At 41.6% G+C, this 21,158-nt stretch carries 20 protein-coding genes, 1 pseudogene and 2 other annotated features; of the genes and pseudogenes, 7 read left to right on the top strand and 14 right to left on the bottom strand.

The annotated features are described in order from the left end of the window. Positions 1-5: 5 nt before the first annotated feature. The 7 genes from NMM19_RS06240 to NMM19_RS06270 form a co-directional block, all read right to left on the bottom strand. Complete coding sequence (locus tag NMM19_RS06240; RefSeq protein WP_254730623.1) at positions 6-572, bottom strand: aminodeoxychorismate/anthranilate synthase component II; 567 nt, start codon at positions 570-572, stop codon at positions 6-8. After that, positions 569-1,930: an anthranilate synthase component I gene (gene trpE, locus NMM19_RS06245; RefSeq protein ID WP_254730626.1), complete on the bottom strand. Its 1,362-nt coding sequence runs from the start codon at positions 1,928-1,930 to the stop codon at positions 569-571. The genes NMM19_RS06240 and trpE overlap by 4 nt, the downstream gene beginning before the upstream one ends. A gap of 71 nt (positions 1,931-2,001) precedes the next feature. Next, positions 2,002-2,227, bottom strand: a binding site (T-box leader). Next, positions 2,224-3,402 (bottom strand): tryptophan synthase subunit beta, encoded by a 1,179-nt coding sequence (gene trpB / locus NMM19_RS06250; RefSeq protein ID WP_254730629.1) that lies wholly within the window; start codon positions 3,400-3,402, stop codon positions 2,224-2,226. (Overlaps the previous feature by 4 nt.) Before the next feature lie 160 nt (positions 3,403-3,562). Then, positions 3,563-3,793: a binding site (T-box leader), on the bottom strand. 60 nt (positions 3,794-3,853) lie between these two features. Then, positions 3,854-5,080: a DegT/DnrJ/EryC1/StrS aminotransferase family protein gene (locus NMM19_RS06255; RefSeq protein WP_254730632.1), complete on the bottom strand. Its 1,227-nt coding sequence runs from the start codon at positions 5,078-5,080 to the stop codon at positions 3,854-3,856. Between the two features lie 38 nt (positions 5,081-5,118). After that, positions 5,119-5,811, bottom strand: coding sequence for a sugar transferase (locus tag NMM19_RS06260; protein WP_254730636.1), 693 nt, complete (start codon positions 5,809-5,811; stop codon positions 5,119-5,121). A gap of 106 nt (positions 5,812-5,917) precedes the next feature. After that, a complete protein-coding gene (locus tag NMM19_RS06265) occupies positions 5,918-7,660 on the bottom strand; it encodes an ABC transporter ATP-binding protein (protein ID WP_254730639.1) in 1,743 nt (580 codons plus the stop codon). Next, positions 7,650-9,395, bottom strand: coding sequence for an ABC transporter ATP-binding protein (locus NMM19_RS06270; protein WP_254730642.1), 1,746 nt, complete (start codon positions 9,393-9,395; stop codon positions 7,650-7,652). The genes NMM19_RS06265 and NMM19_RS06270 overlap by 11 nt, the downstream gene beginning before the upstream one ends. 262 nt (positions 9,396-9,657) lie before the next feature. Between NMM19_RS06270 and NMM19_RS06275 the strand changes: the two genes are divergently transcribed. Beyond that, on the top strand, positions 9,658-10,485 hold the full coding sequence (locus NMM19_RS06275; RefSeq protein WP_254730647.1) for an exodeoxyribonuclease III: 828 nt from the start codon (positions 9,658-9,660) through the stop codon (positions 10,483-10,485). Between the two features lie 11 nt (positions 10,486-10,496). Then, positions 10,497-10,883: a VOC family protein gene (locus NMM19_RS06280; RefSeq protein ID WP_254730650.1), complete on the top strand. Its 387-nt coding sequence runs from the start codon at positions 10,497-10,499 to the stop codon at positions 10,881-10,883. Between the two features lie 211 nt (positions 10,884-11,094). Here the strand turns inward: NMM19_RS06280 and tnpA are convergent. Further along, positions 11,095-11,510, bottom strand: a pseudogene (gene tnpA, locus NMM19_RS06285) (IS200/IS605 family transposase). Between the two features lie 199 nt (positions 11,511-11,709). Further along, positions 11,710-12,327, bottom strand: a complete 618-nt coding sequence (locus NMM19_RS06290; protein ID WP_254730653.1) for a hypothetical protein — start codon at positions 12,325-12,327, stop codon at positions 11,710-11,712. A 403-nt stretch (positions 12,328-12,730) separates the two neighbouring features. Between NMM19_RS06290 and NMM19_RS06295 the strand changes: the two genes are divergently transcribed. Beyond that, positions 12,731-13,117 carry a VOC family protein gene (locus tag NMM19_RS06295; protein ID WP_254730656.1) on the top strand — a complete coding sequence of 129 codons (387 nt, stop codon included), beginning with the start codon at positions 12,731-12,733 and terminating at the stop codon, positions 13,115-13,117. Between the two features lie 66 nt (positions 13,118-13,183). Here NMM19_RS06295 and NMM19_RS06300 read toward each other — a convergent pair whose 3' ends face one another. The 3 genes from NMM19_RS06300 to NMM19_RS06310 form a co-directional block, all read right to left on the bottom strand. Further along, on the bottom strand, positions 13,184-13,588 hold the full coding sequence (locus tag NMM19_RS06300) for a PaaI family thioesterase (protein WP_036759319.1): 405 nt from the start codon (positions 13,586-13,588) through the stop codon (positions 13,184-13,186). Between the two features lie 69 nt (positions 13,589-13,657). Continuing rightward, the gene (locus NMM19_RS06305) at positions 13,658-15,139 is read right to left on the bottom strand and encodes a UDP-glucose--hexose-1-phosphate uridylyltransferase (RefSeq protein ID WP_254730659.1); all 1,482 of its coding nucleotides are present in this window, start codon (positions 15,137-15,139) and stop codon (positions 13,658-13,660) included. Positions 15,140-15,157: 18 nt separating this feature from the next. Beyond that, positions 15,158-16,336 (bottom strand): galactokinase, encoded by a 1,179-nt coding sequence (locus NMM19_RS06310; protein ID WP_178894646.1) that lies wholly within the window; start codon positions 16,334-16,336, stop codon positions 15,158-15,160. A gap of 168 nt (positions 16,337-16,504) precedes the next feature. On the opposite strand from NMM19_RS06310, the gene NMM19_RS06315 reads away from it, so the two are divergent. Further along, positions 16,505-17,506: a LacI family DNA-binding transcriptional regulator gene (locus tag NMM19_RS06315; protein WP_254730662.1), complete on the top strand. Its 1,002-nt coding sequence runs from the start codon at positions 16,505-16,507 to the stop codon at positions 17,504-17,506. A 66-nt stretch (positions 17,507-17,572) separates the two neighbouring features. Here the strand turns inward: NMM19_RS06315 and NMM19_RS06320 are convergent, their stop codons facing one another. Next, positions 17,573-18,610, bottom strand: a complete 1,038-nt coding sequence (locus NMM19_RS06320) for an alcohol dehydrogenase catalytic domain-containing protein (protein ID WP_254730665.1) — start codon at positions 18,608-18,610, stop codon at positions 17,573-17,575. Positions 18,611-18,689: 79 nt separating this feature from the next. Further along, positions 18,690-19,592 carry a cation diffusion facilitator family transporter gene (locus NMM19_RS06325; protein WP_254730668.1) on the bottom strand — a complete coding sequence of 301 codons (903 nt, stop codon included), beginning with the start codon at positions 19,590-19,592 and terminating at the stop codon, positions 18,690-18,692. Between the two features lie 132 nt (positions 19,593-19,724). On the opposite strand from NMM19_RS06325, the gene NMM19_RS06330 reads away from it, so the two are divergent. From NMM19_RS06330 to NMM19_RS06340, 3 genes are read left to right on the top strand one after another with little or no spacing between them, the layout of a single operon-like run. Further along, a complete protein-coding gene (locus NMM19_RS06330; RefSeq protein WP_254730671.1) occupies positions 19,725-20,264 on the top strand; it encodes a TetR/AcrR family transcriptional regulator in 540 nt (179 codons plus the stop codon). Positions 20,265-20,279: 15 nt separating this feature from the next. After that, the gene (locus NMM19_RS06335; RefSeq protein ID WP_254730675.1) at positions 20,280-20,750 is read left to right on the top strand and encodes an HXXEE domain-containing protein; all 471 of its coding nucleotides are present in this window, start codon (positions 20,280-20,282) and stop codon (positions 20,748-20,750) included. Between the two features lie 44 nt (positions 20,751-20,794). Further along, a complete protein-coding gene (locus NMM19_RS06340; RefSeq protein ID WP_254730678.1) occupies positions 20,795-21,130 on the top strand; it encodes a glucuronide permease in 336 nt (111 codons plus the stop codon). Positions 21,131-21,158: the final 28 nt, after the last annotated feature.

The following is a 21,158-nucleotide window of genomic DNA, read 5'->3' on the forward strand; positions in this document are numbered from 1 at the left end:
CTTCCTCACTTTACAACTTTCTCGATAAAATTCTGAATAGAAGATAGGCCATCTGGCGTTCCTATACTTTCTGGATGATACTGCAAGCCATAAATCGGCAAGGTTTTGTGTTGAATCCCCATAATGGCTTGGTCATCTGTCGAACGAGCTGTCACTTCAAACTCTTCTGGCATCTCTTCAATTAAAATACTGTGGTAACGCATGACTGGACGATTATCCTCGATTCCTTGATAGAGAACGGATGGAGTCTCAAATCGAATCTGACTCTGCTTGCCATGCATGACTTTTGGAGCCAAGCCCAACTTGCCACCAAAGACTTCTGCGATGGCTTGGTGCCCTAAACAAATCCCTAGAATAGGTTTCTTACCTGCAAAATCACGAATCATTTCTTCCATCTTCCCAGCATCAGCTGGCCAACCTGGGCCAGGAGAAAAAACCAGTCCATCTACCTTTGTAGCTACTTCATAAAGGTTTGGATCATCATTTCTCAAAACCTGAACTTCTGCGAAATTCCCAATGTATTGAGCCAAGTTATAGGTAAATGAATCATAATTATCAATCAATAAAATCATGGTCTTAGTTCTCCCATTCTAGTCATAGATTTAGCTTTATTAATGGTTTCTTGGTATTCGTTTTGAGCGATAGAATCATAAACAATTCCTGCCCCAGCCTGTACGTAGGCTGTTTTATTTTTAAGAATCATGGTTCGAATAGCAATGGCAAAGTCCATGTCTCCAGTTGCTGATAGGTAACCGATAGCTCCTGCATAAACACCACGCTTCTCTGTTTCCAACTCATAGATGCGTTTCATAGCCCGAATCTTTGGTGCCCCCGATACTGTTCCTGCTGGAAGAGTCGCTTTCAAGGCATCCATGGCAGTCAGTTCTGGAAGCAAACGTCCTTTAACCACGCTGGTCAAATGCATGACATAGCGGAAAAGTTCCACTTCCATATACTTGGTTACTTGGACACTTGCTGTTTCAGCAATTCGACCGATATCATTGCGTCCTAGATCCACTAGCATTCGGTGTTCTGCCGTTTCCTTTTCATCAGAAAGTAGATCACTTGCAAGTGCTGCATCTTCCTCGTCATTGGCACCTCTAGGTCGTGTCCCTGCAATTGGATTGGTTGACACGATGCCATTCTTGACGGAAACCAAACTCTCAGGACTGGCACCAATGATTTGATAATCTCCGAAGTCATAAAAGTAGAGGTAATTTGATGGATTTGTCACTCGGAGATTTCTGTAGAAGTCAAAAGGATTTCCAGTTACTTCTGCTGAGAAACGTTGACTGAGCACGCATTGGAACATATCTCCATTGCGAATCAAGTCGCGAGCTGTTTCTACCATTTCTTCAAATTTCTGAGATGCAATATGTGGTCTAAACTGAAGTGGAGAAAGGTCCAAATCTTCAAATTCATTTGGAGCAGGGATTTTCAACTCCTCTAAAACTTGATCCAAAGCTGCTTCTAGTTCTTCATTGCTTCGATCACTGTAAAGAGCATCCTCGATGATATGAATTTTTTCTTTCTTGTGGTCAAAAACTATATAACTCTCATATACGAAGAAATGCATATCTGGCGTACCAATCGTATCCTCAGGGAGCTGGCCAATTTCTTCATAGAGAGAAATCATATCGTAACCAACAAAGCCAATCGCTCCACCACCAAAAGGTAGGTCTGAATGGTGCTGGCTCTTATGAGTCACTTCATAAAGGAAATCCAAGGGATCACGATCAATGACTTGCCCATTTTGATAAAGAACTCCATTTTCGAACTTAATCTCAAAAACTGGATTATAGGCCAAGATAGAAAATCGAGCATTTTCCTTTTCTCTCGGGATACTTTCAAGTATAACCTTGTGTTGTCCGTTCAAGCGCATGTAAGCCAAGATTGGTGATAAAACATCTCCATGAATGATTCGTTCCATTGTAATTTCCCTTTCAGTTCTTCTTAAATCCCGTGTTGATTCTACAAAAAATCCCCACGCAAAATAACTTGCGTGAGGACGAAATTCGCGGTGCCACCTCAATTATAGGATTTCTCCTATCTCTCATTCCTGTCTCAGATAGCTCCTGTAACAGGTTGTGCGATAAAGGGCACTCCCTTGAGAATCATGTTTTCTTCTCTCATTTGAGATGGACCCAATCTTACAGCTTTCTCTGCTTGTTTTCAGCAACCACAAGCTCTCTGTGAGAGAAATCTCTGTATCTTTTCCATCTTTTATTTTTTAGCTTCAAGGTAGTCTGCAATAGCAGCTACGTCCTTGTCTCCACGACCAGAGACATTGATGACGATAATCTCATCTTTACTTAGTTTTGGTGCTCGTTTGACCGCTTCTGCGATAGCATGGGAGCTTTCAATAGCTGGGATAATTCCTTCAGTCTTGCTAAGTAGAAGCAAGGCTTGGACAGCCTCTTCATCAGTCGCTGCAACATACTCTACACGACCAGAGTCTTTAAAGAAGGCGTGTTCTGGTCCAACCCCTGGATAGTCTAAACCAGCAGAGATAGAGTAAACTGGCGCGAGCTCTCCATCTTCCTTAAAGACTGCATAGGTCTTCATCCCGTCGACAATTCCTACACTACCCTTGGTCATTGTTGCCGCGTGTTTATCGGTATCTAAACCGTGACCAGCAGCTTCTACCCCAACCAATTTAACTTCTTCATCAGCTACATACTGTGAAAAGGCACCGATGGCATTAGAACCACCACCCACACAGGCAATAACGTAGTCTGGCAGACGTCCTTCTTTTTCCAAGATTTGACGACGAGATTCTTCACTAATCACTTTTTGGAACTCATGAACAATAGTTGGGTAAGGGTGAGGACCTACAGCCGAACCTAAAACGTAGAAGGCTTCAAGGTCATTCATCCATGCTCCAAAGGCTGCGTCAACCGCATCTTTGAGGGTACGAGTACCAGTTTCAACTGCGTGAACAGTTGCTCCCATCATCTCCATACGGAAGACATTGAGACGTTGACGCTCCACATCTTCTGCCCCCATATAGACATCACATGCCATACCAAACTTAGCTGCAGCAGCCGCAGTCGCAACACCGTGCTGGCCAGCTCCTGTCTCAGCAATGACACGCTTTTTACCCATGCGTTTTGCTAGAAGGATTTGACCCAAAACATTATTAAGTTTGTGAGATCCAAGGTGGTTAAGGTCTTCACGCTTGAGATAAATCTTAGCTCCACCTAGGTGCTCTGTCAAACTTTCCGCAAAATAAAGCGGTGTTTCACGACCTGAATAATCCTTCAAGTAATGACGATATTCTGCCAAAAATTCTGGATCATCCTTGTATTTATCAAAAGTCACTTCCAACTCATCTAATAAAGCCTGAATTGGTTCTGGTACAAAACTACCACCAAATTGTCCAAAATATCCTTTAGTTGTCATAAAATTTTCCTCCTTCTGTATGAATCCGGCTTTTTGTTTGCTTTTAGTAGTAGGCAAGGAGCTGTAGATAGAACTCAAGTTCATCAAAGCGACTTAACACCCTAATAAAAGATAAACAAAATGACGGATAAAAAAAGCCCACACACGGATTTTTCTTCCATGTGAGGGCGTTTGTAACGCGGTACCACCTCAATTGTAAAGAGGATATCCCCTTTACATCTCTGCCTTGTCTAACAACAAGTTGCACTATAAGGTGTGCCTACCGAATTTTCATTGTTTCAAATTCACTTTTAAAATCAGCCCAATTTCACTAGTTTCAACCACCTGTTCACAGTAACCACAGGCTCCCTAAAGATTAAAAATATCTACTTTTCTGATTTGTTGAGTTAATTATATGTTATTGTTTTTTCTTTGTCAACCGTTTTCACTAATTTTTTACTAATTTTTTTAATTATTTTTGTGAAGCGACTAGAACTTCTTCAGAAACTCTGACAAAAGTCTCAATGATATAATCTACTTCTTCATCCGTTAATTTGGTGTGAAGCGGTAGTGTAATCTCATTTTCAAAGAAGGCATAAGCTCGTGGATAATCTGCCATATCAAAGCCAAGATTTTTATAGGCTGTCAAAAGTGGAAGCGGTTTGTAGTGAACGTTACTTGCGATTCCAGCTTTAGCCAATTCTTGGATGATTTGATTGCGTTGTTCGAGACTAGCACCTTCTACATGGGTAACGTAAAGGTGACGGCAAGATTCAACAGTATCTGTCTCATGCGCCAATGGGTGAATACGAGTTCCTGCAAATCCACGGTCATAGCGATCTACGATGTCCTTACGACGTTGTAGCAAGCCAGGATAACGATCCAATTGTACCAAACCAATTGAAGCCATGATATCCGTCATGTTGCACTTGTAGGCAGGAGTTACGATATCGTATTCCCATGAACCTAGTTGCATCTTAGCTAGCGCATCTTTTGTTTGACCATGAAGAGATAGGATTTGGAATTCCTTGTACATTTCTTCATCATCAATAGCTGGATTAGCTTTCCAAGTAGCACTTCCTCCTTCAGCAGTTGTGAAGTTCTTAACTGCGTGGAAAGAGAAGGACGTAAAGTCTGCAATGGAACCAGCTGGTTGCCCCTTGTAGGTTGAACCCAAAGCATGGGCGCTATCTGAGACAACAACGATACGGTTAAAGACTTTTTGCCACTTACTAGTAGCTGTAAAGAGGTCACGTTTCTTCTCAAGAACTTGGAACAAACGGTCATAGTCACAGATAATCCCTGCAAGTTCAACTGGGATGATAACCTTTGTCTTCTCAGTAATCGCTTGCTCAAGCTTGTCATAGTCCATTTCAAAGGTATCACCTTGGATATCAACCATAACTGGTGTAGCACCTACGTGAGTGATAACGCTACATGATGCTGTATAAGTCATAGCCGGAACGATAACTTCATCGCCAGGACCCACTTCAAGCACGCGCAAAATCAATTCAAGAGCTGCTGTTGCAGAGTTGAGGCAGACTGTCTTAGGTGTCTGAGTATAGACGGAAAGACGACGCTCCAATTCTTTTGTCTTAGGTCCTGTTGTAATCCAACCAGAACGAAGGGTATCTGCTACTTCAGCAATTTCAGCTTCGGTAATATCAGGTGGTGAAAATGGAATATTATACTTTGTCATTGTTTTACTCCTTTGATTGGTTTCAATCTTGCGACTACTTATTTTAAAACTTCAAATACAGTCTGGAACATGATCTTAATATCCCCGAAGAAATTAAAATCACGTAGGTAGGCTAGATTATAGTGCATCTTTTCTGGCAGGACTCTCTCAACATAAGCCTGGTCAACCGTCATACCTTTTGCAGTCATTTGACTGATAATGGCATCCTCGTCCTTGTAGTTAATGCTGGCAAGGGATGTGATCCCTGCTGGCAAGAGTAAGGTAGCCATCATTTCTGGGCTGTACTGCTCTGTGTAGCGTGGCACTTCTGGACGAGTTCCCACAAAGGACATCTCCCCTTTGAGGACATTGACCAATTGTGGAAGTTCATCCAAACGAACCCGGCGAATAAAATTTCCAACCTTGGTGATGCGGCTATCATTTGCAGAAGTTACTAGACTTCCTTTCTTGTCCGCATCGGTTACCATGGTCCGGAATTTCCAAATCTTGAAATGTCGGTTGTACTGGGTTACCCGCACCTGCTTGTAAATGACTGGACCCTTACTATCTAGTTTGATCCAAATGCTTAGAATCAGAAATACGGGTGAGGTCAAGATTAACAAGATCAAGGCTAGAAACAAATCTAGACAGCGCTTGAGAATCAGAGAGCCTTTTCTTTTAGAAACAAGCTGGTAGTATGGTTTTACCTCACTCAATTGTATTTCTTGAGGTAGTTCATCCCATTTCAGCATGCACATTCTCCTCTGCTTTTAATATGTAATCTTTATTAACATTCTACATTATACCACAAAATAAAAGAGGTAGTGCAAGAAATATGTATTTTAAAGGAATTCTTCCCTAGGAAAGGGCACCTGCCTGCAAACTATACATCTTGTGATAGGTTCCACCCAAGGCCAAAAGTTCCTCATGGGTTCCACTCTCAATAATACGTCCCTTATCAAGGACATAGATACAGTTGGCATCTTGGATAGTAGAGAGACGATGGGCAATGGCAATGGTGGTTCGACCCTGTCTCATCTTGGCTAGGGAATTTTGGACCAAGGCTTCTGTTTCAGAGTCGATATTGGCTGTCGCTTCATCCAAAATCAGAATTTTCGGTTGACTGGCAACGGTTCTAGCAAAGGCAAGAAGCTGACGTTGACCAGTAGAGAAACTTGAACCACGCTCAGACACAGGGGCATCATAGCCTAATGGAAGATCCCGAATGAAAGAATCTGCATCCACAAACTCTGCTGCTGCCTTAACCTGGTCATCGCTGATATCTTGGTACATGGCGATATTGGACTTGATGGTCCCATGATAGAGGAAAGGTTCCTGTAGGACCAGACCGATATTTTTTCTCAACTCCTCTTGACTATACTTACGAATATCCACACCATCAAGTAAAACCCGACCAGACTGGAATTCATAAAAGCGCATAAGAACATTGATGATAGAGGATTTCCCAGAGCCAGTATGTCCGACAAAGGCGATGGTTTCACCTTTATTGACTGTAAAGGAAATATCATCGAGAATCTGGTGCTTCCCATCATAGGAGAAGGACACATGTTCAAAACGGATATTTCCTTCTTTAATCTCGGATTGTCCATCTTCTTGGGCCGGTTCATAGTTAGTCTCATCGATAAGTGCAAAGACACGACCTGCTGACACCATGGATGTTTGAAGGGTAGAAAAGTTTTGTGTTACCTCGATGAGGGGATCAAAGAGGCGATTGATGTACTGGATAAAAGCATACATGGTTCCTGCCGTTATTCCTAGATAGAGACCACGATAGCCATAGTAAGCCATCAAAACTGCATATCCCAACAGCTTCAACAAACTCATAGCTGGACGTAAAAAGAGGGAGTCCAAGGCTACTGAACGGTTAGCGTAGACTAGGTGTTCCTGGTTTATCTCATCAAACTCTTCTTGCAGGCGTTTTTCTTGGTTAAAGGCTTGAATGACGCGAATTCCTTCGATATTTTCTGCCAGCTTACTGTTGATATCTGACAAGAGACTTCTGGTTTTTTCGATAACCTTAACCGATTTTTTACGGTAGAGATTGACCAAAAGGAAAATCAAGGGTAGAAAGAGCAATACTAAAGCTGTCAGACGATAATCCAAAATAAGCATGGTATAAAGGGTTGTCACAAAGATAAAGACTGCTGAGATAAAACTGGATAAGATTCCTGAAAACATATCGCTAATAGTCTCAGTGTCATTGGTCAAACGAGAAACGATGGAACCTGCAGGTGTTTTATCAAAATAAGACATGCCTAGCTTCTCCATATTAGCAAAGGCATCACGTCGGATATCTCTAACGATACTGTAGGACACTCGCGCAAAGAGGATGTTCCCTACATATTGGACAATGGTTTGAAGAATAAAAAGACCATAGTAAACTAGCAGAACTGTAACGGCAAGCTGGTTGAGATTGTTTAGATACTGATCGATAAAGTGCGAAGCTACCAAGGGGATGATACTCTTGATAACAGTCGTCGTAAGGAGAAAGGCTAAGGCTAAAAAGGTTAGGAGACCATAGGGCTTGAGATAGGACAACAAGCGTTTCAATACAGCCCATTGTTCTTGTTTATTGCGCATCTTCTTCTCCTTTCATTTCTAACTGTTGAGACTGGTAGGTTTGGGCATACCAACCATCCAAGGCGAGTAAGTCTTCATGTGTGCCTCGTTCAATGATTCGACCATTCTGCATGACCAAAATCAAATCTGCATGAACAACTGCACTGAGACGATGGGCAGTGATGATGGTCGTTTTATCTTTGCGAGTTTCCTTGAGATTATCGATAATAGCGAACTCTGTCTTGGCATCCACAGCTGACAAGGAATCATCTAAAATCAAGATATCAGGATTTAAAATCATAGCTCGACTTATAGCAAGACGTTGCTTTTGTCCACCAGATAGACTGACACCTTTTTCACCAATAACCGTATCAAATCCCTGGGGCATGGCTTGAATGTCTTGATAGACTTGAGCAAACTTGGTTGCTTCTTCTACTTTTGAGAAAGGCAGGTCAGGATTCCCAAATCGAATATTGTCTAGGATAGAGCTTGCAAAGAGAAATTGATCCTGTGGGACGTATCCCATCAAACTACGTAAGTCAGCTAGTCGATAGTCACGAACGTCATGGCCATTTAGATAAATGGCTCCGTGATCAACGTCATACTCACGTAGGAGCAACTTAATCAAAGCGGTTTTCCCTGAACCAGTCTGACCAACCAAGCCCAAGGTTTGCCCTTTTTCGAGACTAAAGTAAATATCTCGTAGCGTCTCCTCGTCTTCAAAGGCAAAACGATCAATGGCATAGTCTAAACGCCCATTTTCAATCCCGTCAAGTGGAGATTCTGGGTCTTTCACAGGTGATTCTTGGGACAATAGACTCTCAATCCGTTGGTAAGAAACTTTCCCTCTCTGAGTAATGTTAAAGAGGAAACCAATAGCCATCAAAGGCCAGACCAGCATATCCAAGTAAGAGATAAAAGTGACCAGATCCCCAACAGTCACCTGCCCCGCTTGTACCATAAAGGCACCGACCAAAAGAGTTAAGGCATAAGAAGAACCAACAAAAAGCAGAACCATAGGGTCAAAGAGACTATCATATTTCATGGTTTGCAGATTTTTTTGGAAGGTCAAATCATTAACTTCCTGAAAAGATGCCAATTCATCAGACTGATAGCCAAAGGACTTGGTTACCTTAATACCTGCTACAGACTCCTGAACCTTATTGTTGAGTTCAGAAAAGGCTGCTTGCGATTCCCCAAAAGCTTTATGGGTCTTTCTCCCCAGACGACTAGTCGCATAGGCCATAAATGGCAAGGGAAGAATGGCAACCAAGGTCATCTGCCAAGAAATGCTAAAGAGCATGGTCAACAAAGTTACCAAGGCTGTGATAGAGGCATCCACTGCAGACATGACACCCCCACCTGCTAGACGAGTCAGAGCATTGATATCATTGGTTGCATGAGCCATCAAATCCCCTGTTCGATAATTCTGATAAAATGCAGGCGACATTTTTGTAAAGTGTTCAAATAGTCTTGAACGCATGATTTGCCCAAGTCGGTAGGAGGTTCCTAGGATATACATGCGCCAAACGTAACGCAGATAGTACATCCCGAAAGCTGCCAATAGGAGATAAAAGAGATGAAGCAGGAGCTCATTCTGTGTTAATCGTCCCGAAGTGATGGCATCAATCACGCGCCCCATAATCATAGGTGGGATGAGGTTTAGTACAGAAACCAAAACCAAAGCTACGATTCCAACGAGATAACGGCGTTTTTCTAACTTAAAAAACCACCAAAGTTTTTGGATGATGGACATAGTATTCCTTTCTAATAACAAATGGAAACCTGAGGCATGAACCCCAGGTTTTTCTTATTCATAGGTGACGACACTCACTTGAACTTTGTCATACTCAGTGATAAAGATATTCAAAGGAGTAACATTTCATTTAGTTTCAATCCTTTACATAAATCATTCTTTATTATAAAGGAATGACCTTGATTTTTCAAACTATACGCTGGGGAATTACTTCTTTTTCTGGTATAATATTGTCTATAATCTGAATGAAAAGGAATACACTATGAAACTAATCTCATGGAACATTGATTCCCTCAATGCAGCGTTGACGAGTGACTCTGCGCGTGCGAAATTGTCTCAAGACGTTCTCCAAACTTTGGTAGCCGAAGACGCTGATATCATCGCTATCCAAGAAACCAAGCTTTCAGCTAAAGGTCCTACTAAAAAACACCTTGAGGTACTGGAAGAACTCTTCCCAGGCTACGAAAACACTTGGCGTTCCTCTCAAGAGCCTGCCCGTAAAGGCTATGCTGGAACCATGTTCCTCTATAAGAAAGAACTCACTCCAACTATCAGCTTCCCAGAAATTGGAGCCCCTTCTACTATGGACTTGGAAGGCCGCATCATTACTTTGGAATTTGATAAATTTTTCGTGACTCAAGTCTACACACCAAATGCAGGTGATGGACTCAAACGTTTGGAAGAACGTCAAGTCTGGGACGTCAAATATGCGGAATACTTGTCTGAGTTAGACAAGAAAAAACCAGTCCTAGCAACTGGAGACTACAACGTTGCCCACAAGGAAATTGACCTTGCCAACCCAGCCAGCAACCGTCGTTCACCAGGTTTTACAGACGAAGAACGTGAAGGATTTACAAACCTTTTAGCCAAAGGATTTACTGACACCTTCCGCCATATCCATGGTGACGTTCCAGAACGCTACACATGGTGGGCACAACGCAGCAAAACTTCAAAAATCAACAACACAGGCTGGAGAATCGACTACTGGCTCACAAGTAACCGTGTGGCAGACAAGGTTACCAAGTCAGATATGATTGATTCAGGCGCACGCCAAGACCATACACCGATTGTCTTGGAGATTGAACTCTAAGGAGAAAGCTAATGGACTATCAATCTGTCATTCCTGAATTTGTAGTATCTGACCTCGAAAAGTCACGCCACTTCTACTGCGACTTGCTGGGATTTTCTGTCGAATACGAGCGTCCAGAAGAAAACTTCCTCTTCTTATCGCTTGAAGATTGCCAGCTAATGCTAGAGGAGGGGACAGAGGATGAATTAGCTGAACTAACCTACCCATTTGGTCGTGGTGTCAATATCTCCTTTGGCATAAAGGATGTCCCTAGACTCCATCAGAAAGTAATCGAGTCTAACTATCCTATTCATCGTCCTTTGACTAAAAGAGAATTTCGAGTTGGTGAACAATATATCTACCCTCATGAATTTGCAGTTCTAGACCCAGATGGCTATTTTTTAAGATTTAGTGAATAGGATAATAAAGCACTAGAGTGCGAAAAAGGAATCATGACCACCCGTCAAACGTGTGGTTTGTACCAGGGCTATAAGCCCAGATAACTAGCCAGCGCCTAAAGACGCTGGTTTTCACTTTGCATTTGACTCGTCACAAGCCTATCAAAGAGGCATATGTACTACTTGCCACTATCCCTAAAGGGATCTTCATATTCTTTTACACTCAACTCAACTAATCTAAAGCAATATCTTTTCGCTCTTGTTCCTGAATGTATTTCTTTATTTTGGCTTCATTGAGGCCAACTGTACTCACATAATATCCCTCTGCCCAAAAATATCGATTTCCAAACTTATATTTCAGATTTGCGTGTTTATCGAACATCATTAGAGCGCTTTTACCTTTTAAATATTCCATGAAACTTGAAATACTAATTCTAGGTGGAATACTTACCAACATATGAACATGATCTGGCATTAAATGGCCCTCAATAATCTCAACACCTTTATAACTACATAATCTATGGAATATTTCTCCCAAACTACTTCAATATTGATTATAGATCACTTTTCGTCTATACTTAGGGGTGAACACAATGTGATAGAACACATCCATTTTGTATGTGATAAACTATGTGCTTTTTGAGCCATATTTTTCTCCTTTCGCTTTACAATTGGCTTGAACACCTTAATTGTATCGCGTTTGGAGTTTTTTGGTATAACCTTCGATGCGCACCCGTATAGCGGGTGGTTTTTTTGTCTCGCACCTAACGGAGCGAGACGGACTGAAAGTCACATAAAAAAGAAAGAGACTAATCACGTTGATTAGTCTCTTTTAGTGTGTGAGTGATTATTTACCTGGAGTTTTTGGATCTAAGCCCCAAGATTGTTCGAGCATAGGTCTGAAAGTTGTAATATTTTCCTCTGTACCTTCAAGTCCGAAGACGTATACTTTTTCGCCTTTTTGGAAAAACCAGTCAAAAAGATACTCTCCATTTCTTTTGTGTGATTTAAGCACATAGGCGTTCATTCCAGCTACCTTTGACCATTCACCGTCTATATCGACTACAGTTTCTTCGCTTCGAAGGGTATTATAAAAATAAGTAGCAATGAACTTTACTCCAAAAGCGTCCTGGTTCTGTGGATGTACGTCATTTTTAGCGAAAGAATTTAGTAGGACTCTGGTATTTTTATCTTTTGACTCGTACTGTAATATTTCTTCCGTATATTGGCTTTTAGTGAATATCCAATCTTTCGGGATATTAACATACCCAATATCATCGCTTCCGATACGTTGAGTGTCTGTATATGAGACTGCTTTTGTCTCATCAGAAGTGTCCGCAGTTATTGTTACTTCTGTTGTTGGTTCTTCTGAAATTTCGCTTGTTTTCTTATCTCCATTTCCGCATGCTGCTAGTATAAATGCAGATAAGAGCGTCACAGAACCTAATAAAATCTTGCTTTTCATGATGCTTAATCTCCTCAAAGTGGTAGGCTTACAAATATTTTATCATTTTTTAAAGTATATTTAAATAGGCAACGTTTTCGCTGAAAAGCATATGGTATAGCGAAAGAGACTAATCATACGTCGATAAGTCTCTTTTAGTATGTGAATGATTATTTACCTGGAGTTTTTGGGTCCAAGAGCCATAATTGTTCAAGAATAGGACTTAAGGTTTTGAGCGTATCTTCAGAGCCTTCGAGTTCAACGGAGTACACCTTATCTCCTTTTTAAAAAAATCCAACCGAAGTAGTATATACCATCAGTAAATAGAATGTTGATTAGAAAAGCTTCCTACCCAACGAATTTGATATTTTTCAGGAAGTTCGACTTCTTGTTTTGCGACTACTTATAACTCAGGATTTTATTTATGGACTACAATGCAGTTATTCCCGAATTTATTGTCTCAAATTTAGAACAGTCTCGTTCCTTCTACTGCGATTTACTGGGTTTTACAATCGAATACGAGCGACCAGAAGAAAACTTCCTCTTCTTATCGCTTGAAGACTGCCAACTTATGCTAGAAGAAGGCAGCACAGAAGAATTAACCCAACTAACCTATCCTTTCGGGCGCGGTGTCAATATTTCCTTTGGCATTGAAGATGTCCCTCGACTCTATCAGAAAGTAATCGAGTCTAACTATCCTATTCATCGTCCACTGACCAAAAGAGAATTTCGTGTTGGTGAACAATATATCTATCCTCATGAATTTGCAGTTTTAGACCCAGATGGCTATTTTTTAAGATTTAGTGAATAGAATGATAGAGTATTACAGTGGAAACATAAATAAGAAAAAGAGGCACATGCCTCTTTTTCTTATTTCCTATATCCTCACCTGTCTATCTTCAGATCGTTGTCCTGTGACAAACATGGTGAAGGTTGCCTTGCAGACATTTCGACCATCTTGGTTGGTGATATCAACATCGACGACACAAGTGGTACGTCCATGATGGACACATTCTCCTTTGATAGTAAGAACGTCTCCTAGATTTCCGGCTTTCAGATAGTTGATAGAAGACTGGAGTGTCACTCCATCTAAGCCTAGCGAAATCACCACAAGGCCACTGATTTGGTCACAAAGGGTAAATAGATAGCCTCCATGGGCATTCCCATAATAGTTGAGTGAGGAGTCTACTACTTTTGTCGTCACTACAACGTGACCGTCTCTCATTTTTTCAATTTCGTAGTTTTCAAAGGCAGATATAGCGTCAAAGTGAAAATCTTTCATACGTTCCTCCTGATATTTCAAACGACACTATGATACTACTTTTCAAGACTCTACGCAAGAGAGAAGCACTTATTCGGGCAAAATACCAACCTGCTCCACGAAACGCATAAAGGCTGTCTGTCCTTCTGCAGTTTGCTTGTAAACTCCTGCATCTTCCAATACCCGAGAGAAGATTTTACCCACAGATTCTCGGACAATTTCAAGAGCTTGGTCTTTGTCAGTCAATCTAGGATTGGATTCTTTCAACTCATCTGCCCATTCTTGGTGATAATCTGCAACTGGAATATCCTCTCCGACTAGGTAAGCTGCTACTTGCTCTACTTCTTCCTTCAAGCGTGGTGGCAAGATAGCCAAACCCATAACCTCAATCAAGCCGATATTTTCCTTCTTGATATGTTGGACATCCTTATGAGGATGATAGATACCATCTGGATGCTCTGGAGATGTTTGATTTTCCCGCAAGACCAAATCCAACTCAAACTGTCCATCTCGTTTACGGGCTATCGGTGTGATAGTATGGTGCGGAGTTCCATTACTTTCCGCCAAGACCTGCACACTTGGATCGGAGTACTGACGCCAAGCCAGTAATATTTTCTCAGCAAGGTTGGTCAAATCGTCTTTTGAATCCGACGTCAATCGAATCACTGACATAGGCCACTGAACAATTCCTGCTTTGACTGATTCAAAACCTTCAAAGGTAAAGCTTTTCTGAATAGGAGCCACTTCCATTGGGAATACATGGCGCCCACCTTGGTAATGATCATGGGTCAAGATTGAACCACCAACAATTGGTAGGTCCGCATTCGAGCCTGCAAAATAGCCTGGGAACTGCTCCACAATTGCTAACAAACGCTCAAAACTTTGACGACTGATGGCCATGGGACGATGTTGGCTATCTAAGAAAATACAGTGCTCATTAAAGTACGCATAAGGCGAATACTGGAAGCCCCACTCCTGCCCAGAAATATCAAAACGGATAATACGATGATTGCTTCTAGCTGGATGGTTGACACGACCATGATAGCCTTCATTTTCCATACAGAGCTGACACTGAGGATAGTTACTGGACTTGACTAACTTGGCTGCCGCAATCTCCTTTGGATCCTTTTCAGGTTTAGAGAGATTGATAGTAATCTCCAGTTCACCGTAGTCAGACGGTACACGATAAGCAATATTCTTTGCGATAGCCTTTAGTTTGATGTAGTCATTTTTCTGACTGAGTTGGTAGAAGTCTGCAATTGCCTGCTCTGGTGACTGGGCATAGGTATTCCAAAAATCACGATTGACCTGACTTGGAAAAGGGGTTACCAAGTCCATGAGGTCAGCACCGAGAATCTCACGCGCAGCCAGACTATCTTCAATCGTTTCCAAGCGAACTGCTTCCTCGACAAGCTGGTCTTTGAGGTCAATCAAGTTATCTTGGCCAGTCTTGACTTCGAGAACTCCATCTCCCACCAGTGCTAAAACACGATTGGTCAGATAGATACGGTCCAACTCTTCAAAGGTGCTTTCTGCAATGACTTTGGTCACAAATGTTTCTACTAAGGTCACTAGAAAACCTCCTCCTGACTAAGCAAGAACGCGAGTGCCACCTGCAACTTCAGCGATATAGAAGCTTGGTGCATAGCCAACTACTTCTTCGTAGTGCTTGCCAACAGCTTCTTTAAAGGCCTCAACCGCATCTTTTTGAACCAAGGCAATGGCGCAACCACCAAAGCCTGCTCCTGTCATACGAGCACCGAGAACACCTTCTTGAGCCCAAGCTGTATGAACAAGGGTATCCAATTCCAAACCAGTCACTTCATAGTCGTGCTCAAGTGAAACATGAGAAGCATTCATCAAACGACCAAACTTGTCCAAATTTCCTGCTTGAAGAGCCGCTTGTGCCTTAAGGGTGCGTTGATTTTCAAGAACAGCATGGCGGGCACGTTTCAAACGATTTGCGTCTTTGATTAGATAGCTGTATTCATCAAAAGCCCATTCATCCAACTCACCTAAAGTCTGGATATCCAAGGCAACTTGGAGTTCTTCCACTGCTTTTTCACATTCAGCACGGCGTTCATTGTACTTAGAATCTGCTAGTTCACGGCGCTTATTGGTATTCATAATCACAACGACATTGTCTTTCAAATCAAGTGGTACCAAGTCGTATTCTAGAGTGTTAGTATCCAGGTAAATAGCACGGTGGTCAGCCCCCATACCGATGGCAAACTGGTCCATGATACCAGAGTTAACACCGATAAAGTTATTTTCTGTCAATTTTCCGATTTTAACTAAGTCTAGACGGTCCAATTTTAGGTCAAAGAGGTATTCTGCCACGACACCTGTCAAAAGCTCCAAGGATGCAGAAGAAGACAAGCCCGCACCATTTGGTATATTCCCAAAAACATAGAAATCAAACCCTTTATCAATCACATGACCAGCTTCTTGCAAGAAATGAAGGACACCCTTTGGATAGTTGGTCCAGTTGTGCTCTTTCTCAAACTTAAGGTCAGCTAGAGGCACTTCGATGATTCCTTTATCCTCAAAGTTAGCTGAGTAAAAACGCAATACTTGGTCATCACGCTTACGTGCGGCCCCATAAGTTCCGAGTGAAATAGCAGCTGGGAAAACATGGCCACCATTATAGTCAGTATGTTCCCCAATCAAGTTGATACGGCCTGGTGAGAAGAAGGTTTGATCTGCTTCTTGACCAAAAACCGCAAGAAAGTCCTTGCGAAGTGCATCAGCAGTAAGATGTTGTGTCATATGAATTCTCCTTTGACAATTTGTCAGGTAAAAAAATTTACCTTGTAATCGTTTTCTTCTATTGTACCCAAGGGTTTTGCTTTGGTCAACAATTTTACCGATATTTTACTAAACTATGAGTAAAAAGCAAGAAAAATATGCTATAATAACCTAAAAAGGAGGGGAATTATGGCTACACTCAAAGATATCGCTCAGCTAGCCTCTGTTTCAATCGCAACTGTATCCCGTGTCCTCAATCGCGATCAGAGTCTATCTGTCACAGAAGAAACCCGACATCGTATTTTAACCGTCGCCGAAGAACTAGGTTACACCAAGCATCTCAAAACTGGTGAATCTCATAAACTCAAACAAAAGATTGCCATCATCCAATGGGTCAGTGAACAGGGAGAGTTAGAAGACCTCTACTACTACCAGATTCGACTAGGAATTGAAAATAGAGCCCAAGAATTAGATTACGAAATCTTGCGCTATTTCAACGACCAACCTTTCACGCTTAGCGAAGAAGTCATTGGAATTCTTTGTATTGGAAAATTTAGCCAAGCACAGATTGCCTCATTTGAAGAATATCAAAAACCTCTAGTTTTTCTTGATAGTGACACCATCGCCTTGGGCCATACCTGTGTCATTACAGATTTTAATAATGCTGTTAGACAGGTGGTTGATTACTTTACAGACCACGGGATTAAGAAGATTGGTATCTTATCCGGTCTTGAAACTACTACTGACCAAGAAGAAGTCATCGCAGACAAGCGTTTAGATTACTTCAAATCTTATACGCAAGAAAAAGGAATTTATAACGAGAAATTCGTTTTCCAAGGTCTATTTACTGCTCAATCTGGATATGATTTAATGAAAGAAGCTATCGAAAAATTAGGAGAGAAGCTTCCACAAGCCTTTTTTGCAGCCAGTGATAGCTTGGCCATTGGTGCCCTTCGCGCCCTTCAAGAAGCCAGCATCAGCATACCAGAGCGCGTCAGCATTATTTCCTTTAATGATACCATTCTAACCAAGCAAGTGTTCCCACCACTTTCCAGTATTACCGTCTACACCGAAGAAATGGGACGCACAGGAATGGATATTCTGAACAGAGAAGTCCTTCACGGCCGTAAAATTCCAAGCCTTACTATGCTAGGAACCAAACTGACTTTAAGAGAAAGTACCTTGCATTAAGCGCAATAACTGAACATAAAAAATCCTAATAAGAGCTCTTCCGTTCTCTATTAGGATTTTCTTTTTTTAATCCATCACAATCATAGATTTAATAGTCTTGCGTTCATCCATGTCCTTATAAGCTTGGTCGATATCTTCCAGTTTATAGCTTGAAGTAAAGACACGACCTGGATTGATATCCCCATCCAGAACAGCTTTGAGCAAGAATTGCTTATCGTATGTTGTTGCAGAAGCTGCTCCACCCGCAACAGAAATATTCTGAGCAAAGGTCGAACCAAGGGCACGGTTATTATAGTGAGGCACACCAACAATTCCCATACGACCACCATTATGAAGGACACCCAGTGCTTGCTCAACAGCCGCCTCAGTACCAACACACTCAAGTGCTGCATCTGCTCCTCCTCCGAGGATTTCACGCACCTTGGCAATGCCTTCTTCACCACGTTCGGCCACAACAGCTGTCGCTCCTGACTCCAAGGCCATTTGTTGTCGATCTTCGTGACGACTCATAAGGATAATTTGTGAAGCTCCACGCATCTTAGCAGCAATGACAGCACATTGGCCAACAGCCCCATCCCCAATAACGACAACCTTGTCGCCTTTTTGCACATTAGCCACACGCGCTGCATGGTAACCGGTCGGCATGACATCAGCAAGTGTTAAAAGTGACTTGAGCATGCCTTCGCTATAATCTGAAGGTTGACCTGGAATTTTCACAAGTGCCCAATTAGCGTAGTGGAAACGGAGATATTCAGCCTGGACACCACCTGACCAGTTGGTGCCAATATGGCGGTCACAAGTCCCATCATAACCGGCACGACAGGCATCACACTGACCACAACCATGAGTAAAAGGCGCGATGACAAAGTCACCTGGTTTTACAGTAGTGACAGCCTCACCAACTTCTTCAACGATTCCAATTGCTTCGTGTCCACTATTTTTGTGACCCGCTTTAATATCTGGATTTCGGTAACTCCATAGGTCTGAACCACATACGCAAGCACGAACCACACGGATAATAACATCATCCGCCTCTTGAATGCTTGGACGCTTGATTTCCTCAATACCTACCTGACCTGCCTTGGTATAAACTGCTGATTTCATAAACATTTACCTCTCTGTATCTAACTTATTTCAAGTATACACTATTTATGAAGCTTTCGCTCTCTTATACTACGCCTCATCAATGATGATGTTCATGTCCATGGTTTTGGACTGCTTCTAGCTCTTCCATATTTCGCTTATGAGTTTGATGACTTGCTAGGTCTGCGTCAATCTCAATGGTGATATTTTGAAAACCACAATCTTTGAGTTTGCTTCGAATCGATTCCTTGCAAAGCTCCATCTGTTCAATTTCTTTTAGACAAACATGGACAATGGCATTTTTCTCCAAACCATCCATGGTCCAGAGATTGAGCTGATTAAGGCTAGCAACATGGTCCAACTGCTCCAAATCACTCTTTACTTGCTTGATATCTACTCCTTCCGGTACAGCATCTAAGAAAATCTTAAGCGTGGACCAAAAACGTGGAATAGCTTTTGACAGAATAAAGATAGAGATGACAAGAGATAAGAGCGGATCCAGAATATACCAGTCGGTAAATCGCAGAACAATGGCCATTAGGATAACAGCCACCCAACCCAGAGTATCTTCCAGAAAATGCAGGCTCAAAATAGACTCATTCTTAGTTTTTCCCTTACGAACGACAAGACTGGCTAGCACATTAATACTAACAGCAATGATTCCTAGCCAGAGGATTCCCTCATCATTGACAGGTTGTGGATGAAAGAGTTTTGTTATATTTCCCAAGATTACCAGAACAGATCCTGTCATCAGAATCACAGCCGTTACCAAGGCACCTAGAAGGCTAAACCGTTTGTAACCCAAGGTGTAATGACTATCTTCTTCACGATTGGAGATTGTTTCAAGAAAGGCTGATATCCCTATTGCAATTGCATCCCCCAAGTCATGAATTGAGTCCGCAAGAACTGCACTCGATCCAAAAATCCCTCCTGCGATAAACTCAACAATGGCATAACTTAAATTCAAGAAAAAAGCTAACCAGACTGTATGTTTTGTCTTCATAATCATCATTCCTTTGTTATAATAGATTCATGAACATCCTGTTCATTATCATTATCTAACATTCATTACAGAAAGGATAGGAGCAAACTGTTTACTTTGTAAGATACGGAACAGTTTGTTCAAATTGTCCATATGACTAGTCAAGATCGTCGCATTACCAAGACACGAAAAGCTATCTATCAGGCTTTCTTACACTTACTCAACCAAAAAGACTACGAGGCCATCACCGTTCAGGAAATCATAGACCTTGCTGATGTGGGACGCTCGACCTTTTACAGCCATTACGAGAGTAAGGAGTTATTGCTAGATGAACTCTGTCAAAAGCTCTTTCACCATCTCTTTGAGCGTGCTGAACACCTCTCACCACAAGACTATCTGGCTCATATCTTTCAGCATTTCAAGAAAAATCAAGATCATGTGACCAGTCTCTTGCTCTCTAAAAACGATTATTTTATACGGCAACTGCGAAAAGAACTGGAACACGATGTCTACCCAATGGTAGTCGACGAACTCATCCAGGCCCATCCAACTCTCCCTCACTCTTACCTCAAACACCTGGTCGTCAGCCATTTCATCGAAACCCTCAGCTGGTGGTTGAAAAAAGGCAAGTCCTACACCGAACAAGAAGTGATCCAATTTTATTTGGAGATTTTAAAAGTGGGCTCTAACTAGAAGGGAGTATTTTCAATGTCCATCATACAATTTTATTTTCTCTTTCCAGCGCTCTTTATGCTTCACGAACTGGAAGAAATCATATGGATGCCATCCTTTGTCAAAAAATTATCGGCACAGTTTCCAGATAATCGAATCCTTTCTTATTACACGCCTTTTACTTTCAATGCTATTGTCTTGGAGCAATTTCTAATCCTGCTTCTATCACTTTTTCTTAGTTACCGGTTTAGCAACTATACTATTTACGTAAGCATCATAATCGCTTATATCTACCATGTCTTAGGACATCTGATTCAGACAGTCGTTATTCGAAAATATGTGCCTGGATTGTTGACGGGCATTTTAACGAGTTTGTTTGCTCTTTGCAATCTCAAAAATGAATTTCCAATTAAACTTTATGGTTACTCTCTTTTGACTTTGTTGGTTATCATTTTGAATCTTGTATTATCATTTGTGGTACTTCATAAAATGAGTCGTAGGTCTTGATATATAATCCTCATATCCAAAATCTCTTCTTGAAAGGAAATTCTATGTTCTTCTCCATTCTTCTCGGCTTTTTTATAGCCTTCTTACTTCTTGCTTTTCCTCTTCTTCATTTATTGGCTAGCCTTTCAGAATTAAGAAAAGGCAGGAATCCCCTAGGAAATCGGCTTCTCCTCATCGGAAGTAGCCTTGCAACCTTATCTATCTTTCTCTACTTCTTTTTGCCGATTATCGCACTATCTCTTTGGCTGATTGGCTGTGGATTAATTTGCTACGGAGCCTATTGGAATGGCAAACAAAAAGAAAACTTCCATCCAGCCCATCATCTGATTCGAATTGGAATTGCACTGGTGCTTACCATCTTGTTAGCATTGGTACAATAAAAAAAGGATCTTTTGATCCTTTTTTGTA

It is taken from the genome of Streptococcus sp. CF8_St5-17 (assembly GCF_024295665.1).
Taxonomy (GTDB): Bacteria; Bacillota; Bacilli; order Lactobacillales; family Streptococcaceae; genus Streptococcus.